The organism is Catellatospora sp. NPDC049133 (genome assembly GCF_040648455.1).
Taxonomy (GTDB): Bacteria; Actinomycetota; Actinomycetes; order Mycobacteriales; family Micromonosporaceae; genus Catellatospora; species Catellatospora aurea.
Window position 1 is genome coordinate 250,156 of the sequence record NZ_JBEZDT010000004.1, and the last position, 17,439, is coordinate 267,594.

The following is a 17,439-nucleotide window of genomic DNA, read 5'->3' on the forward strand; positions in this document are numbered from 1 at the left end:
GGCGCGTTCACACGCGCCTGCCCGGTGGCCGGTCAATTCGGGGGAGGAATTCTTGACGGGGAGCGGCGCTCGCCTCGGTTCACCGCGCCTTTCTCGCCTCGACCGGTACACCGTCGCAGCCGTGCTCGCCGGCGCGCTCGGGGTCGGCTGGCGGATCTGGCTCACGGTCCACTCGACGCCGAACACCAACAGCGACGAGGCGACCATGGGACTCGCCGCGCTGCACATCGGTGAGGGCCGGGAGCTGCCGATCTACTTCTACGGCCAGCACTACATGGGCACCATCGAGGCTTACCTGGCGGCTCCTCTCGTCGCCCTGTCCGGCCCCTCGGTCACCGCGCTGCGGATACCGAACATCCTGCTTTTCGCGTCCTTCCTGGCGCTGATGTTCGTGCTGGTGCGCCGGTTGTTCTCGCCCGGCCTGGCCGCCGTCACCGTGGCACTGCTCGCCCTCGGATCCGACCGCGTGGTGAAGAACCAGTTGATCGCCGGCGGGGGCTATCCGGAATCCGCGCCGATGGTGGCCGGGCTGCTGCTGCTCACCCACGGGCTGATGACGCGCCGCCTGACCTCCCCGTACGCGTACGCCGGCTGGGGACTGACGTTCGGGCTGATCGTCTGGAACCACTGGCTGCCGGCCCCTTATCTGCTCGGAGCGCTCGCGGCGCTGCTGGCCGCCCGCGTGCTCACCCGGCGGCTGAGCGCGATCGTGCTCGCCGGTGCCCTGGTGGGGGCGCTGCCGCTGGTGATCGACAATCTCACCGCGGGCTTCGAGAACAACTCCGTCGCCGTGTTCCTCGGGCTGAACAACGCGGGCAGCGGGGCGTCGCTGTTCGACCGCGTCGTCGGCGGAGCCTGGTTCGGCCTGCCGATGGGCATGGGCCTGTGCGCGCCGAGCCGCTGCGAGGGCTGGTCCTTGTGGTGGGGGCCGGTCGTGGTGACGCTGCTGGTGGCGGCGATCGTCCTGGCCGTACGCGGGCTGCGGCGGCTGCGCCGCACCGGGGACGACGGCGCCGAGCGGGCCCGGGAGCTGCTGCGGCTGGTGCTCGCCGCGGGCGGCCTGCTCAGCCTCCTGAGCTACGTGCGCAGCCCGGCGGCGGCCGACACCCCGATCGAAAGCGCCCGCTACCTGGCGCTGCTGGGGATCGCGCTGCCCGCGGCGCTGTGGCCGCTGTGGCGCGTCGTCCGTGCCCGTACGGCGTGGGCCGTCCCCGCGGCGCTGCCCGTCTGCGCGCTCGCGCTCACCATGCTCGCCGCGTCGGTCGGCCTGGCCCGGCAGGCGCCCGGTTACGAGTCGGCGGGCCGGGGACAGCAGCAGGTCGTGGCGGCCCTGGCGGCGTCGGGCTACACGTATGTGCACGGCGAGTACTGGACGTGCAACTGGATCAGCTATCTCAGCGCGCAGAAGACCGTCTGCGGAGTGGTCGACGAACGGCTCGAACGGGGCTTCAACCGGTACGCGTCCTACTGGCAGGCCCAGGCGCAGGCGGTGGTGGCGCCCGCCGGTTCCGCACTGGACGCGGAACTGGCCCGGCGTATGCCCACGGCCACGCCCGCGCTGGTGGGGGGCTACCGCATCTACCCCACGCCCACCGCGCCGTAGCCCTCGCACCGCCCGTGGAACGCGATCCCACGATCGGTCCGCGGATGGGAAGGCGCCCTTCCTCCACGGAATCCGTCAAGAAGGTGCCCTTCCTTATTTCAGGTCGGGGTCGGGGCGGTCGGGGTCCTTGGGTTGGTCGCGGAGTTCGACGTAGGGCTCCTGGTCGGGGGGATGACCTTCGGCCAGGGCGCGGGCGCGGTGCAGTTCGGCGTCGAATTCGGCGCCGAGCAGCAGGGCGGCGTTGCTGATCCAGAGCCAGATGAGGAAGACGATGATGCCGGCCAGGCTGCCGTAGATCTTGTTGTAGGAGCCGAAGTTCGCCGCGTACAGCGCGAAGCCGGCGGAGGCGGCCAGCCAGATGAGCACGGCGAGCACGCTGCCGGGTGAGATCCAGCGCCAGCCGCCCTGCCGGGCGTTGGGCGACGCCCAGTAGAGCAGCGCGAAGATCAGCGCGATCACCGCGATGACCAGGGGCCATTTCGCGATCTCCCAGATGCGCACGACGCCGGAGCCCAGGTGCAGGAACTCGCCGGTACGGGCGGCGACGGGGCCGGTGAAGACCAGCGCGAGGGCGACGACGGAGATGGCGAGGGCGCATACGACGGTGACGCCGAGCCGGATCGGCAGCGTCTTCCACATGGGTCTGCCCTCGGGCACGTCGTAGATGGCGTTGCTGGCGCGCATGAACCCCGACACATAGCCGGAGGCCGCCCACAGCGCCAGCAGGACACCGATGACCGCGACCAGGCCCGCCGTGGCGCCCTGGCCGCGCTGCAGTTCGGTCAGGGCGTTGTCGAGCACGTCCCGTACGGCGCCGGGGGCGTACGCCCCGACCTCGGCCGAGGCGCGCCGGGCGGTGTCCGCGCCGGTCAGGCCGAGCAGCGCGACGAGCACGAGGATGCCCGGGAACAGCGACATCACCGCGCGGTAGGTCAGCGCGGCCGCCCAGTCGCTCAGGTTGTCCTCCTGGTACTCCTTGACGGTGCGCCTGAGCACGCCCCACCAGTCCCGGCGGGTGAACTCCGTCGGGCCCTGCGGGGCCTGCCGGGCGGTGGACGGCCGTGCGGGCATGTCGTTCTCCTGCGGTGTCGGTGCCGACCGCCGTGGCCGGACCCGCCACGTCGATCGCATCACGGGTGCGTACCCCGATGGCCGGTCTCCGAATCGTCGGCGGCCTCGGGCGGATGCTCGGGCGGCAGGGGTCTGCGCAGCTCGACCAGCACCGTCTTGACGGTGGCGGCGATCGGGATGGCCATGAGCGCGCCGACCAGGCCGAGCAGGCCGGCGCCGAGCAGGCTGGCCAGCAGGACCGCGAGCGCGGGCATGTCCAGGCTCTGCTTCATCACCTTCGGGACGATCACGTAGTTCTCGATCTGCTGGTAGATCAGCAGCCAGATCACGATGCCGATCGCGGCGGGCCACAGCCCGGAGGTGATGGCCGCGACCAGCCCGCAGACCGCGGTGCCCAGGGTGGCGCCGACCAGCGGGATCAGGTCGGTCACCGCGACGATCAAGGCGAGCGGCAGCGCGAACGGGATGCCCAGCACCAGCAGGCCGACGTACGCGACGACGCCGGCGATCAGCGAGATCAGCAGGTTTCCGATCATGTAGGAGCCGACCTTGTCGACCACCACGTCGACGATGCGGCGGGTGCGCTCGCGCTGCCGGTCGGGTGCCATCAGCTGGACGCGGCGGCGCAGGCGCGGCATGTCGGCGAGGAAGTACAGCGACAGCACGAGCACGGTCAGCGCGGCGGCGAGCACGCCGAGGAAGGTGCGGAACAGGCTGAGCAGGCTCGCGCCGACGCGTTCGGGGATGGTGGCGGCCAGCTCGTTGAGCCGGTCGCCGAGCCCGTAGCGGGCGCTGAGTTCGCGGAAGGCCCGCGAGCGGTCGTCGAGTTCCTGGATCTGGCCGGGCAGGTCGGCGGTGAGCTGCCCGGCCTGGCGTGCCAGTGGCGGCCCGATCCCGAGCAGCAGCAGGGCGAGCAGGAGCAGCAGTGCGAGCAGGATGACGGTGACCGCGTACGGGCGGTGGACGTGGTGGCGTACCAGCCAGCGGACGGCCGGGTCGAGGCTGACGGCGACGAACAGCGACACGAGGACCAGCACGAGGATGCCGCGCACGGACCAGACGGCGGCCAGGGCCGCGCCCACCAGCGCGACACCGCACGAGGCGGCGACCGCCCAGCGGAAGACATCGGCGGCGCTCATTCGACGCCCGTTCATCACCGAACATACGTTCCCTGAGCTGCCACTCTCTCAAACATGTTCATCATATGGGATAGGTCTCCCATATAACAGGACGCGATCTCTAGACTCTCCTGGCAGGAGGGGTCAACCATGACGACGTACACGCACGGGCACCACGAGACGGTGCTGGTGTCGCACCGCTGGCGCACCGCGGCCAACTCCGCCGCGTACCTGCTCCCCCACCTGCGGCCGGGCCGCACGGTCCTGGACGTGGGCTGCGGGCCGGGCACCATCACCGCCGACCTGGCCGACGCGGTCGCCCCGGGACGGCTCACCGCGCTGGAACTGACCGAGGAGGCCCTCGGGCTGGCCCGCGCCGAGATCGCCGCCCGCGGCACCGCCAACGTCGACTTCCTCGTCGCCGACGTGCAGGCCCTCGACCTGCCCGACGGCTCGTACGACGTGGTCCACGCCCACCAGGTGCTGCAGCACCTGGCCGACCCGGTCGGCGCGCTGCGGGAGATGGGCCGGGTGTGCCGGCCCGGCGGGGTGGTGGCCGCGCGCGACGGCGACTATGCCGCGTTCACCTGGTATCCGCTGATCCCCGCCCTCGACGAGTGGCTGGCGCTGTACCGCCGGATCGCCCGGGGCAACGGCGGCGAGCCCGACGCCGGGCGGCGGCTGCACTCGTGGGCGCGGGCGGCGGGGTTCACCGACGTCACCGCGACCGCGAGCGTCTGGTGCTACGCCTCCCCGGAGGAGCGCACCTGGTGGGGCGGCATGTGGGCCGAGCGGGTCGTGCACTCGGCGCTGGCCGGCCAGGCCGTCGCGCAGGGCCTGGCGACCGAGGCCGACCTGCGGCGGATCGCCGACGGCTGGCGGGAGTGGGTGGCGGCCGAGGACGGCTGGTTCCTGGTCCCGCACGGTGAGATCATCTGCCACGTATGACGGCTGCGGACCGGGCGCACGGGTGGCGCGGATCGCGCCGCGCCACCCGTGCCCGGTTCACAGCCGCGCCAGCAGCGCCTTCATCGTGGCGATCTCGGCCTGCTGGGCCGTGATGATCTGCTGTGCCAGCTCCTTGGCCGCAGCATTCGCGCCGTTGGCGATCTCCTGCTGCGCCATCATGATCGCGCCCTCGTGGTGGGCGATCATCAGCTCGCTGAACATCCGGTCGAACTCCCGCCCCGACGCGGCCTGCAGCGCCGCGAGCTGGGCGTCGCTCATCATGCCCGGCATGCCCTGGTGCCCGCTCTCGTGGCCGGGCATCGTCGTCGGCCGCTGCCAGGTCTGCAACCAGCCGGTCATCGTGGCGATCTCCGGGTCCTGGGCCGCCCTGATCTGCTCGGCCAGCGCCTTGACCTCGGCATCGGCCGCGCGGGTGGGCGCGAGCTGCGCCATGCGCACCGCCTGCTGGTGGTGCGGGATCATCGCCTGGGCGAAGGCCACGTCGGCGTCGTTGTACGCGCCGATGGACGAACTCGCGGTCGCGCCGGGCGTCGCGCCGGAGCCGTGGTCCATGCCGGAGTGGCCGGAACCGCAGCCGGCCAGGACGAGCGCGGTGACGGCCGCGGCGGCCCCCATCAGGGCAGCGCGCAGGGTGGTGTTCCTGTACATGATCGAATCGACCTCTCGGTGTCGGAAGAAGGGTGTACGGCAGGACCTGCCGCGCCGTGACGCGGCACCGCGGGTCCTAGTGCCGCATCACCGACACCGTGGCCAGGGTGAGACCGAGTCCGGACACGGGCGGGCCGCGCGAGGCGACGGCCGCGCGCAGCCGCGACAGGCCCGCGGGAACGCGCCGGCGCACGACGCCCACCAGCCAGAACAACAGCAGCAGCACGCCGAGGGCGGTCAGCACCGCCACGCACACGTCCCACCAGTCCAGGCCGGTGGTGTGGCGGGCGGGCGGCGCCAGCAGCCGGGCGCAGTGACCGTCGGGGCAGCCGCCGCGGACCGCCTCCGCCGTCGCCGCCATGGCGACAGGTCCGGCCTGTGCCATGGCCGCGGCCTGCGCCGCTGTGGCAGCGGCCGCCCCGGCCTGCGCCTCGACGGCGGCAAGCCCGGTCCGTGCCGACGTGGCGACGGGCTCGGTCCGTGCCGCCATTGCGGCGGTGCTGTGTGCGGGCATCGGCGTCATCGCGGCGTGGGCCGCCGTGCCGTGCCCGAGGGTGTGCATGGCGGCGAGGCCGACCAGGGTGGCGAGCAGCAACAGCACCCGGGCCGCCCGGCCCGGTCGGGCCGTGCACAGCCGCCGCATGCCGTCACCGTATCCGATCGCCCGCGGCCGCGCGCACACTCCGCCGGACTGTCCGGCGCGCTCAGGCGGGGCGGTGGGCGACGAAGCAGTCGCGGGGAGTGCGGTCCTCGGTGGTCTGCTCGACGACGAGTTCGGCGCTGAACCCGGCCTCGGCGAGCAGTTTCAGCCACACCTCGCGGGCGAACAGCCCGGTCCGGTGCGTCTCGTGCACGGTGCGCACGCTGCCGTCGGCCTCGCGCAGCAGGAACGCGTACTCGGTGACGGTCCAGGTGTCGGCGGGGTCGGGGTCCCAGGACCATGCCAGGAAACGCACGCCGCGCCCGTCCGGGCCGTCGACGCCGCCGTGGTCGGCGCCGGGCGCCCAGGTCTGCGTCGTCTCGTCGGGCAGCAGCACGGCGACGCCGCCGGGGCGGCAGTGGGCGTACGCGGTCGCGATCGCCTGCCGCAGATCGTCCTCGCCGGTCATGTAGGACACCGCGTCGTGCACGAACACCGCGTCGAAGGTGCGCCCCAGCCGCAGCGTGCGCATGTCGCCGACGTGGTGCTCGCTGCCCGGGTTCAGCCGCCGCGACACGTCGAGCATCTCGGAAGACAGGTCCGACAGCGTCATGGTGAACCGCTCGCCCAGGTGTGCGGCGTTGTGGCCGCCGCCGCTGCCCAGCTCCAGCACCTCGCGCACCGGAATCGACGCCGAGGCCAGCAGCGGCGCGACGAACGCGATCTCCTCGGCGTACTCCTCGACCGGTGAGATCAGCGGCCACCACCGCGCCAACTCCCCGTAGAACCGGTAATGCGTGTCGTCGGTCATGCGGCCATGTTAGGAAGGCGCCCTTGCGCTACGCATACCATTAACAAGGTGCCCTTCCTTCTTGCGGTAGGGTGGGTGGCGTGTTCCCTGCTGAGATGCGCGCCGGCCGGTGTGGCCGTGTTGTCGTGCGCCGGCCGGGCCGCGTCGTCGTGATCGAGCGACGACGAATCGTGGCAGCTCGCTGACGCGTCTCCGCGTACGGCACTGCCCTTCTCCGCAATCCTGGTCTGCCCGGCGCGACGCTGCCCCGGCACGCCCCTGCCCGTTTCCCGCGAGAGAGCTGAGTTCACGTGACTGATCTGGAGAGTCTGCTCAACGACCGGTTGGCGGCCGCGTTCGCGGCGGTCGCGGGCGAGCCGGTGGACCCGGTGGTACGCCGCTCGCAGCACGCCGACTTCCAGGCCGACGGCGCGCTGCCGCTGGCCCGGCGGCTCGGCCGGGCCCCGCGCGACATCGCCGCCGACGCCCTCGGCCGCGCCGACCTGGCCGACCTGGTCGCCACGGCGGAGATCTCCGGACCGGGGTTCATCAACCTGAAGCTGCGCGACGACGCGCTGGCGGGGCTGGTCGGCGCGATGAGCGGCGACGAGCGGCTCGGCGTGCCGCCCGCCGCCGCGCCGGAGACCGTGATCATCGACTACTCCGCGCCGAACGTGGCCAAGGAGATGCACGTCGGCCACCTGCGCTCCACCGTGATCGGCGACGCCGCCGCCCGCACCCTGGACTGGCTGGGCCACGACATCCGGCGCGCCAACCACGTCGGCGACTGGGGCACCCCGTTCGGCATGCTCATCGAGCACCTGCTCGACCTGGGCGAGACCGAGGCCGCGCACGAGCTGTCGGTCGGCGACCTCAACGGCTTCTACCGGGCGGCACGGGTCAAGTTCGACGCCGACCCGGCGTTCGCCGAGCGGTCCCGGCTGCGGGTGGTGGCGCTGCAGTCCGGCGACCCGACGACGCTGCGGCTGTGGCGGCTGCTGGTCGACGAGAGCGAGAAGTACTTCCTCGCCGTGTACGACAAGCTCGGCGTCACCCTGACCGCCGAGCACTTCTTCGGCGAGTCGTACTACAACGACCTGCTCGCCCCCGTCGTCGACGCCCTCGACGGCCTGGGCCTGCTGCGCGAGAGCGACGGGGCGCTGTGCGTGTTCCCGCGCGGCTTCACCGGCCGCGACGGCGAACCCATGCCGATCATCGTGCGCAAACGCGACGGCGGCTACGGCTACGGCGCGACCGACCTGGCCGCGATCCGGCACCGCACCCAGGACCTCAAGGCCACCCGGCTGCTGTACGTCGTCGGCTCGCCGCAGCATCAGCACCTGGAGATGGTGTACCAGTCCGCGCGCGAAGCCGGCTGGCTGGCCGCACCCGCCCGCGCCGAGCACATCGGCTTCGGCCAGGTGCTGGGCGCCGACGGCAAGAAGCTCGCCTCCCGGGCCGGCGACACCGTCAAGCTCGTGGACCTGCTCGACGAGGCGGTGGCCCGGGCCGCGGCCATCGTGGCGGAGAAGAACCCGGAGCTGGACGCCGACACCCGCGCCGAGGTCGCGCGCATGGTCGGCATCGGCGCGATCAAGTACGTCGACCTGTCCAGCGACCGGATCAAGGACTACAGCTTCCACTGGGACCGGATGCTGTCGTTCTCCGGCGACACCGGCGCGTACCTGCAGTACACCCACGCCCGGATCAACTCGATCTTCCGCCGGGGCGCGGTGAGCCCCGACCGCGCCGCCGCGGTGCTGCTGGGCTCCCCCGCCGAGCGCGCGCTGGCGATGGAACTGCTGGGCTTCGCCGCGGTCGTCGCCGACGCGGCCGAGACGCTGCAGTTCCACCGGCTGACCGGCTACCTGCAGAACCTGGCCGGGGCGTACACCGCGTTCTACGACAATTGCCCGGTCCTCAAGGCAGAGGGCGCGGTGCGGGAGAGCCGGCTGCTGCTGTGCGACCTCACCGCCCGGGTCATCGCACAGGGCCTGGCCCTGCTCGGCATCGAGGCCCCCGAGCGCATGTGACCTGGTGTGAGCCGAGACGGTGCGGCGGGCGGGGTGAACCCAGGTTCACCCCGCCCGCCGCATCTTGCAGGGCCGCCGTCATACGGCGTCGGCGGTGGTCAGTTCCTCCCGCAGGGCCTGGAAGGCACGGGACAGCAGGCGGGACACGTGCATCTGGGAGACACCGACCTGATCGGCGATCTCCGACTGGGTGAGGTTGTCCACGAACCGCATCCGCAGGATGCGCTGGTCGCGCTCGGGCAGAGTGTCGATCGCCTGGCGCAGCGCCTCCCGTTCGGGCAGCGCCTCCAGGGTGTCGTCGTTCTCGCCCAGCAAATCCTGCAGTTCGCCGTCGCCGTCGTCACCGGTGGCGGGCGCGTTGAGGGAGCTGGCGGTGTACGCCGCGGCGCACTGCATGCCGCGCAGCACCTCCTGCTCGCTGACGCCCAGGTGCGCGGCGATGTCCTCGGCGCTCGGCGTGCGCTGCAGGGACTGGCTGAGTTCCGGGATCGCCCGGCACACCGCCAGGTGCAGTTCCTGCAGGGACCGCTGCACGTGCAGGGTCCAGGTCCGGTCGCGGAAGTAGCGCTTGATCTCGCCCAGCATCGTCGGCATGACGTAGTTGGCGAACGGCACGCCGCGGTCCGGTTCGAACCGGTCCACGGCCTTGATCAGGCCGATCGTGGCCACCTGGACGAGGTCCTCGACGTCCTCGCCCCGGTTGCGGAAACGCATCGCCAGGCGGCGCGCCACCGGCGCGCACCCGCAGATGATCTCGTCACGCAGCCTGCCCCGGCCGGTGTCGCCGTCGGGCAGCCGGTGCAGCAGCAGCAAAGCGTCCTCGAACTTCGCCAGCACGTCGACGGCGCTCACGGCGGACTTCGGGGACGAAACGGTAGCGGTTCGCATCGTTTGTTACCTGCCATCGCCTGCACGCGTCACCCGTGCACCGCACGGGCCGGCAGGCCTTTCCTGGCGGGTTCCGGCGCCCTGCTGCTAGAGCGCCGTACGCGGCCCGGTCGCCCCGGCCACGCTGCCGTTGCCACGGCAGGTTTCCCACTATACGCCGGAAGGCCCTCAGGAAACCGTGGCGCGCCGCGGTTCGGCCACTGACGCCAGGGCCCACACGACCTTTCCGCCGCTGGTCAGCAGGCTTCCCCAATCGGTGGCCATCGCTGACACCAGCTCCAGTCCGGCCCCGCGGTCCTCAGGGCCGGGCTCGTGCGGCAGCCGCGGATCGCCGTCGCGGACCGCCACGATCACCCCGTCGCCCGCCCGGCGCAGCGTCAGCTCCATGTCGGTGCGCGCATGCGTGACCACGTTCGCGGCCAGCTCCGAGGCGAGCAGCTGGGCGAGCTGCCCCAGCCGCGGCAGACCGAACGCCGCGCAGGCACGCTGCGCGAGGTCGCGGGCGCGGGCGCAGCTGGCGGGGGTGGGCGGCAGCGTCACCGAGCGGCGCGGGCTGACCGGCAGCGCCTCGGCGGCCTTCTCGGCCAGGCCGGCGTCGTCGTAGACGGCCAGGCCCGGATGCGCCACCGGCACCGGGCACGGCGGCGCGGCGACCATGATCGGGATACCGGGCCAGCGGGTGGCGCTGACCGCGGCACGGTGCAGCCAGGGCACGAGCCGCTCGTCGGCACACCGCGTGTCGGCGAGGTCGAGCACGACGGCCTCCGGCTGCGCGGCCAGGCAGTCGGCCAGCGTGACCCCGGCCTGGATGAGCGTGTCCTGGTCGAGAGTGCCGGCCATCGCGACGACGGCGAACGGCTGTTGCCGCCGCACGTGGCACACCAGCATGGGCATACTCCTCACGTGCCCCTCCGGCACGGCGGCCAAGCCTGCCCGGGCGAGAAAAGTCGAAAACGTCCGCATGGGTCCCGCGGCGCGGGCGCGGCTCAGGCGGGCGGGGCCAGCAGTTTGCCGACACCGGTCACGTCGAGCACCTTGGCGACCCACTGCCGGGCACCGGTCACATAGAACCGGTGGCCGAGTTCGTTGGCCGAACGGTAGGCGTCGAACAGCGCCCGCACCCCGGTCGAGTCGAGGAAGCCCACACCCTGCAGGTCCACCACCACCTCAGGGGACTGCTTGACCGCGTCGCACAGCTCGTCGCGCAGGCTGCCCGCGGTCATCAGGTCGATCTCGCCGCGGACCTTGACCACGATGCGGTCCGCGTCCACGACCCTTTCGACCCCGAAACCCCGGTCCATCCCGCTCCCTCCGCCACCTGAAACAGTTCCATTAACGCACGCCCGGCCCGGTTCGCACACCCGCCGTCCCCGCGGCCCCGCTCCTGCCGGACAATGCTGGGATCACCGTTTCGGCGCGAATCGCGATGGGCAGAGTACGAATCATGGCACGGCAAGGCGAACCTCGGCCCGCAGAGGCAGACTGGGTCTCCCGCGTGCAGCGTCTGGAGGCCGAACTCGCCGGCCTGCGCCGGGCCATGCGCACCCGCGGCCTCATCGAGCAGGCGAAAGGCCTGCTCGCGGAGCGCTTCGGCTGCGACCCGGAGACCGCGTTCGGCCGCCTGTCGGCGATGTCGCAGCAGCGCAACATCAGCGTCGTCGACCTGGCCGCCGACCTCGTCGGCGCGACCGTGCCCGACACCGCCGAGGCCCAGGACCCGCGCCCGCCCGCCGCTGCGGCGCTGGACCTGCCCGGCGACGGCCCCGCCGACCTGCGCACCGTCGTCGGCCTGGACGACGCCCCGGACCGGCCGCTGCCCCAGGCCCAGGGGCGGGTGCTGCGCAAATGCCTGGCCGCGCTCGACGCCGCCCACGACTTCGCGGCCCTGGCCGACGCGCTGGTCACCATCGGGCTCGGCGACCAGCCCGGCGCGGCGGCCGCGCTGTTCTCCGCCGAGACCGACGGCTCGGTGCGCCTGGTCGCCAGCCACGGCTGGCCCGCGCAGGTCGCCAGCGAATGGCGGCGCTCCCCCAGCTCCCTGAACACCACCGTCGGCGCCGCGGTGCGCACCGGGCGGCCCCTGCTGCTCGACGGCCTGCAGCCGCACGACTTCGTGCTCATCGGCCCCGGCCCGGCCCGTGCCGTCTACCCGCTGGCCGTCGGCGACCACGTCGTCGGCGTGCTGTCGCTGGTCTGGGGCGAGCCCCGCGAGTTCACCGCCACCGACCTGGCCTTCCTGGACCGGCTCGCCGCCGGGACCGGCCGGGCGGTACGCCGGCTGTGGCCCACCGCCGGCACCAGGGCCGCTTCCCTGCCGGTATGGCTCACCGGCGCCCTCGACGTCATGGGCGGCCTCGGCCACCTGCTCACCCCGGTACGCGACGAGCACGGCACGGTCACCGACTTCGTCATCGCCGCCGCCGGTCCCGCGGTGCGCTCCTCCGACGGCGACACCGTCGGCCGCCTGCTGCTCGACGTCTACCCGCGGTTGCGCGTCAACGGCGTCTTCGACGCCTACGTAGAACTGCTCACCGACGACGTGCCCTTCGCCCGCCAGGCCGTCGTCGAGGACGCCCTCGTCAACGGCAGGCCCCGCCGCGTCATCCTCAACCGCCGCGCCGCCCGCGTCGGCGACGCGCTGCTGGCCTCCTGGGAACGCATCGACGCGACCGTCAGCAACGACGCCCGGATGGCGCGGCTGGAGACGCTCAGCCGCTCCGGCTGGGCCGAATGGGATCTGCAGGCCGGCGACGCGGTCTGGTCCCCCGGCCTGTACCCGCTGGTCGGCCGCGACCCGGCACACGGCCCGACGACCCTGGACAAGTTCGGGTCGTTCTTCGCCGCCGCCGACCGCGGCCTGCTGCGTGAGCTGCTCGCCGGGCTCGCCCAGGGCCGGCCCGACCTGGCCCTGCTGCGGCTGAACTCCGCCCACGGCGTGGTGCCGGTGCGGGTGTTCGCCGAAGCCGACCTCGCCGGCGACGACATCCGGCTGATCCGCCTGGTGCTGCACGACGTCAGCGAGCAGCACGCCGCCGAGGACCGCTGGACGCGCAGCGAGACCGTGTCGGCGGCCCGGCAGATCCAGCTCGCCGCCGAGCAGTCGCTGACCGCCAACCTCACCCGGCTGCTCTACCCCGGCCGCGACCTGGTACTGCAGACGACCGACGCCGAGGTCACCGGCCGCCACTACGCCGCCACCGCGCCGCGTACGCAGCTGCGCGGCGACTTCTGCGACGCCGAACGGCTCGACGACGGCTCGCTGCTGTTCGTCATCGGCGACGCGTTCGGCACCGGCCTGGTCGCCGCGGCCGCGGTGGTGCGGCTGCGGTTCCCGGTGGTGACCCTCGGCGCGGCCGGCACCGCGCCCGCGGAGATCCTGCGCATCGTCAACGGCATGCTGATGGGCGCGCCCGACGGGCCGCTGGCCAGCCTGCTCATCGGGCACTACCAGCCCGCGGACCGGACGCTGCACTGGGCGTCGGCGGGCCACCTGCAGCCGCTGCTGGTCCGCGACGGCACGGCGACCGTCGTCGACGATCCCGCCGGGCCGCTGCTGGGCCTGCTCGACGGGCAGCGTTTCGACACCCACACGCTGCGCCTGGAGCCCGGTGACAGCTTCGTCTCGTTCACCGACGGGGTGCTGCACAAACGCAAACGCGACCCGCTGGCCGAGTTCGCGGCCCGGGTCGCGGGGGCGTACCGCAAGGACGGCACCGCGGGCCTGTGGCAGCTCACCCCGCCCGAACGCGACGACGAGGCGTGCCTGATCGCCCTGGAGATCTCCGCCGCCTGACCCGCCCCGCCTGATGCCGCAACAATAAAGGAGTCGCGGCATCAGGCCTGCAGACGACCACGACTCTTCAAGAGTTGCGGCAGGTGGGGGCCCGGGGCGCCGCCGGTCAGCGGGCGCGGCGGGTCAGCGGCTCGGGGTCGTGCGGCAGGGCGGCGCGCAGCGCCTCGCGGGCCCGTTCGACGTTGTCGAGGCCGGGCTCCTCCAGCAGCCGCACCGCATCCTGCGCCGCGCCCGACAGCCGGGCCCACTGCTGCGCCTGCTGACGCAGTTGCTGCGTCTTGACCCACAGGTCGACGAAGATCGCCACCTTCGCCCGCAGCACCCACGGGTCGAACGGCTTGGTGAGGTAGTCGACCGCGCCCGCGGCGTACCCCCGCAGCGCCAGCCGGGCGTCCCGGTCCGCCGCGGTCAGGAAGATGATCGGGATGTGCCGGGTGCGCTCCCGGCGCTTGATGTGCCCCGCGGTCTCGAACCCGTCCAGGCCCGGCATCTGCGCGTCCATCAGGATCACCGCGAAGTCGTCGACCAGCAGCCGCTTGAGCGCCGCCTCGCCGCTGGCGACCGCGACCGGCTCCACCGGCAGCCCCTGCAGCATCGCCTCCAGCGCGATCAGGTTGTCCTGCCGGTCGTCGACCAGCAGCACCTTCGCCGTCAGAAGACCCGCCTCCAATTCGGTCACGCTGTCTCCTCGCCGCGCTCGTCGACAGCGTCACCGAGCCTGCCGATGCGCTCGCACAGCTCGCTCATGCTTTGTCCCCCTGCTGCCCGATCCAGCGCGCCATCAAACGCAGCAGCTCGTCCAGGTCGACCGGCTTGGTGATGTAGTCGCTGGCGCCCGCGCCCAGGGCCGCCTCCCGGTCGCCCGGCATCGCCTTGGCAGTCAGGAACACCACCGGCAGCGCCGTCAGGTGCGGGTTGCGGCGGATGATCCGGGTCGTCTCGTAGCCGTCCTGCTCGGGCATCATGGCATCCATCAGCACGATGTCGATGTCCGGGTGCTCGGCCAGCAGCTGGATGCCGTCGTTGCCGTTGTCGGCGTACAGGACCTGCATGCCGTGGTGCTCCAGGGCGCTGGCCAAGGCGAAGACGTTACGCACGTCGTCGTCGACGATGAGCACGCGGGATCCGTCCAGGGTGGACGAGACCTCGTCGCCGAGCGTGTCGGTGGCGGGCCGGCTGATGATGGGCCGTGACACCGGCGTCGCGTAGTGCGCCTGCGCCGTCGGGCTCACCGGCACCGCCCCGACCGGCGCGCCGACTCCGGCGTGCACCGGCACCAGCGGCATCGTCGGCGCGGTCGTCGGCCCGGTCAGCATGCCGGGCAGGTACAGCGTGAACGTCGAACCCTGCCCCGGCGCCGAGGTCACCGTGATGGTGCCGCCGAGCAGCCGCGCCAGTTCCCGGCTGATCGACAGGCCGAGGCCGGTGCCGCCGTACTTGCGGCTGGTCGTCCCGTCGGCCTGCTGGAACTCGTCGAAGATGAGCGCCAGCTTGCTGGCCGAGATGCCGATCCCGGTGTCGTGCACCGCGAACATCACCACCTCCCCGGACTGGCTCAGCGACGGCTCCTCGAACACCAGGTCGGCCGGCGCGGGCCCGATCTCCAGGTGGACGGTGCCCGAGTCGGTGAACTTGACCGCGTTCGACAGCAGGTTGCGCAGGATCTGCTGCAGGCGCTGCGCGTCGGTGATCATCCCGGCGGGCAGCTGCCCGGACAGGGTCAGCTCCAGCTCCAGGCGCTTCTCCTCGGTCTGCGGCCGGAACGCCTGCTCCACGTAGTCGCAGATGTCCTGGAAGCGCACCTCGCCCGGCTCGACGTCCATGCGCCCGGCCTCGATCTTCGACAGGTCCAGGATGTCGTCGATCAGCGCCAGCAGGTCCGACCCGGCACTGTGGATGGTCCGCGCGAAGTCGATCTGCTTCGGGGTGAGGTTGGCCTCCGGGTTGTCGGCCAGCAGCCGCGACAGCAGCAGCAGCGAGTTCAGCGGCGTACGCAGCTCGTGGCTCATGTTCGCCAGGAACTCCGACTTGTACTGCGAAGCCGCCGACAGCTGGCGCGCCTTGTCCTCCAGACCCAGCCGCGCCAGCTCGATCTCCCGGTTCTTGATCTCGATGTTGCGGTTCTGCTCCGACAGCTGGGCCGCCTTCTCCTCCAGCTCGTTGTTGGTGCGCTGCAGCTCCACCGAGCGGTCGCGCAGCTCCTGCGCCAGCCGCTGCGACTGGGCCAGCAGCTCCTCGGTGCGCCGGTTGGCCAGGATCGTGTTCAGCGCGATGCCCAGCGTGCCCGCGAGCCGGTCCAGGAAGTCCAGGTGCAGCTCGGAGAACGGGGTGACGCTGCCGAACTCGATGACACCCAGCGCCTCGCCCTCGAACACGATCGGCACCAGGATCAGATCGGAGACCTTGGTGTCGGCGATGCCCGACCGCACCGTCATCTTGGTGCGCCCGGCCCCGACCCGGATGGTGCGGCGGTCCACGGCCGCCTGGCCGACCAGGCCCTCACCGGCGGCGTAGTGCGCCGAGCTGCCGCCGCCGGCGTAACCGTAGGCCGCCGTCAGTTGCAGGCGGATGTCGTCGCCCTCGGGCTCGGACAGGAAGAACGCGCCGATCTGCGCCTCGATCAGCGGCGTCACATCCGACATGATCATTCGGGAGACCTGCTCCAGGTCCCGCTGGCCCTGCAGCAGCTCACCGGCGCGGGCCAGGTTCGAGTCCAGCCAGCCCTGCTCGGCGTTCTTCTTGGTCGTGTCGCGCAGCGTCACGATCATCTGGTTGATGTTGTCCTTCAGCTCCGCCACCTCGCCCTGCGCCTCGACCGAGATGCGCTGGGTCATGTCGCCGCGAGTCACCGCCGTCGACACCTGGGCGATGGCCCGCAGCTGCGTGGTCAGCGTCGAGGCGAGCTGGTTGACGTTCTCGGTCAGGTGCCGCCAGGTGCCCGACACACCGCGCACCTGCGCCTGGCCGCCTAGCTTGCCCTCCGAACCGACCTCACGGGCAACACGCGTCACCTCGTCGGCGAACGACGACAACTGGTCCACCATCGTGTTGACGGTGTTCTTCAGCTCCAGGATCTCGCCGTGCGCGTCGACGGTGATCTTCTGCGACAGGTCGCCCTTGGCCACCGCCGTGGTGACCTGCGCGATGTTGCGGACCTGGCCGGTCAGGTTCGACGCCATGAAGTTCACGTTGTCGGTCAGGTCGCGCCAGGTGCCGGCGACCGCGGGCACCTGCGCCTGGCCGCCGAGCTTGCCCTCCGAACCCACCTCACGCGCGACACGCGTCACCTCGTCGGCGAACGCGGACAGCTGGTCGACCATCGTGTTGACGACGTCCTTGAGCTCCAGGATCTCGCCCTGCGCCGCCACGGCGATCTTCTGCGACAGGTCGCCCCGGGCCACCGCGGTGGCGACCTGCGCGATGTTGCGGACCTGCGCGGTCAGGTTCGACGCCATGACGTTGACGTTGTCGGTCAGGTCGCGCCAGGTGCCCGACACGCCCCGCACCTGCGCCTGGCCGCCGAGCTTGCCCTCCGAACCCACCTCACGGGCAACACGGGTCACCTCGTCGGCGAACGAACTGAGCTGGTCCACCATCGTGTTGACCGTGCTCTTCAGCTCCAGGATCTCGCCCCGCGCGTCGACCGTGATCTTCTGCGACAGGTCACCCTGCGCCACCGCCGTGGTCACCTGCGCGATGTTGCGGACCTGCGCGGTCAGGTTGCCCGCGAGCTGGTTCACGTTCTCGGTCAGGTCCCGCCACGTGCCCGACACACCGGCCACCTGCGCCTGACCGCCGAGCTTGCCCTCCGAACCCACCTCACGGGCAACACGGGTCACCTCGTCGGCGAACGAACTGAGCTGGTCCACCATCGTGTTGACCGTGC

14 protein-coding genes are annotated in these 17,439 nt (G+C 72.1%); 4 read left to right on the top strand and 10 right to left on the bottom strand.

Features of this window, described 5'->3' with window-relative positions:
• The first annotated feature begins 121 nt into the window (after nucleotides 1–121).
• On the top strand, nucleotides 122–1,603 hold the full coding sequence (locus AB0B35_RS06345) for a hypothetical protein (protein ID WP_361041413.1): 1,482 nt from the start codon (nucleotides 122–124) through the stop codon (nucleotides 1,601–1,603).
• 93 nt (nucleotides 1,604–1,696) lie between these two features.
• Here AB0B35_RS06345 and AB0B35_RS06350 read toward each other — a convergent pair whose 3' ends face one another.
• Together AB0B35_RS06350 and AB0B35_RS06355 are read right to left on the bottom strand one after the other, a co-directional pair.
• Entirely contained in the window at nucleotides 1,697–2,674 is a 978-nt protein-coding gene (locus AB0B35_RS06350; RefSeq protein ID WP_361041415.1) for a YihY/virulence factor BrkB family protein, read from the bottom strand.
• A gap of 59 nt (nucleotides 2,675–2,733) precedes the next feature.
• On the bottom strand, nucleotides 2,734–3,813 hold the full coding sequence (locus AB0B35_RS06355; protein WP_361041417.1) for an AI-2E family transporter: 1,080 nt from the start codon (nucleotides 3,811–3,813) through the stop codon (nucleotides 2,734–2,736).
• A 129-nt stretch (nucleotides 3,814–3,942) separates the two neighbouring features.
• Here AB0B35_RS06355 and AB0B35_RS06360 point away from each other — a divergent pair, with 129 nt between their 5' ends.
• Nucleotides 3,943–4,740: a methyltransferase domain-containing protein gene (locus AB0B35_RS06360; protein WP_361041419.1), complete on the top strand. Its 798-nt coding sequence runs from the start codon at nucleotides 3,943–3,945 to the stop codon at nucleotides 4,738–4,740.
• 57 nt (nucleotides 4,741–4,797) lie between these two features.
• On the opposite strand, the gene AB0B35_RS06365 is transcribed toward AB0B35_RS06360, so the two are convergent.
• From AB0B35_RS06365 to AB0B35_RS06375, 3 genes are all read right to left on the bottom strand, one after another.
• Complete coding sequence (locus AB0B35_RS06365; RefSeq protein ID WP_361041423.1) at nucleotides 4,798–5,409, bottom strand: DUF305 domain-containing protein; 612 nt, start codon at nucleotides 5,407–5,409, stop codon at nucleotides 4,798–4,800.
• A 76-nt stretch (nucleotides 5,410–5,485) separates the two neighbouring features.
• The gene (locus AB0B35_RS06370; protein WP_361041426.1) at nucleotides 5,486–6,052 is read right to left on the bottom strand and encodes a hypothetical protein; all 567 of its coding nucleotides are present in this window, start codon (nucleotides 6,050–6,052) and stop codon (nucleotides 5,486–5,488) included.
• A gap of 61 nt (nucleotides 6,053–6,113) precedes the next feature.
• Complete coding sequence (locus AB0B35_RS06375; RefSeq protein ID WP_361041429.1) at nucleotides 6,114–6,860, bottom strand: class I SAM-dependent methyltransferase; 747 nt, start codon at nucleotides 6,858–6,860, stop codon at nucleotides 6,114–6,116.
• A 290-nt stretch (nucleotides 6,861–7,150) separates the two neighbouring features.
• On the opposite strand from AB0B35_RS06375, the gene argS reads away from it, so the two are divergent.
• Complete coding sequence (gene argS, locus AB0B35_RS06380) at nucleotides 7,151–8,872, top strand: arginine--tRNA ligase (RefSeq protein ID WP_361041431.1); 1,722 nt, start codon at nucleotides 7,151–7,153, stop codon at nucleotides 8,870–8,872.
• Between the two features lie 78 nt (nucleotides 8,873–8,950).
• Here argS and AB0B35_RS06385 read toward each other — a convergent pair whose 3' ends face one another.
• The 3 genes from AB0B35_RS06385 to AB0B35_RS06395 form a co-directional block, all read right to left on the bottom strand.
• Complete coding sequence (locus AB0B35_RS06385; RefSeq protein WP_361041434.1) at nucleotides 8,951–9,724, bottom strand: SigB/SigF/SigG family RNA polymerase sigma factor; 774 nt, start codon at nucleotides 9,722–9,724, stop codon at nucleotides 8,951–8,953.
• A 204-nt stretch (nucleotides 9,725–9,928) separates the two neighbouring features.
• The gene (locus AB0B35_RS06390; protein ID WP_361041437.1) at nucleotides 9,929–10,648 is read right to left on the bottom strand and encodes an ATP-binding protein; all 720 of its coding nucleotides are present in this window, start codon (nucleotides 10,646–10,648) and stop codon (nucleotides 9,929–9,931) included.
• 98 nt (nucleotides 10,649–10,746) lie between these two features.
• Complete coding sequence (locus tag AB0B35_RS06395) at nucleotides 10,747–11,061, bottom strand: STAS domain-containing protein (RefSeq protein ID WP_360541290.1); 315 nt, start codon at nucleotides 11,059–11,061, stop codon at nucleotides 10,747–10,749.
• 194 nt (nucleotides 11,062–11,255) lie between these two features.
• On the opposite strand from AB0B35_RS06395, the gene AB0B35_RS06400 reads away from it, so the two are divergent.
• A complete protein-coding gene (locus AB0B35_RS06400; RefSeq protein ID WP_361041439.1) occupies nucleotides 11,256–13,553 on the top strand; it encodes a SpoIIE family protein phosphatase in 2,298 nt (765 codons plus the stop codon).
• A gap of 106 nt (nucleotides 13,554–13,659) precedes the next feature.
• Here the strand turns inward: AB0B35_RS06400 and AB0B35_RS06405 are convergent, their stop codons facing one another.
• Together AB0B35_RS06405 and AB0B35_RS06410 are read right to left on the bottom strand one after the other, a co-directional pair.
• Nucleotides 13,660–14,208 (bottom strand): response regulator, encoded by a 549-nt coding sequence (locus tag AB0B35_RS06405; RefSeq protein ID WP_361041584.1) that lies wholly within the window; start codon nucleotides 14,206–14,208, stop codon nucleotides 13,660–13,662.
• Between the two features lie 88 nt (nucleotides 14,209–14,296).
• The coding region (locus tag AB0B35_RS06410) for a HAMP domain-containing protein (RefSeq protein WP_361041442.1) at nucleotides 14,297–17,439 on the bottom strand (3,143 nt) is incomplete at its 5' end.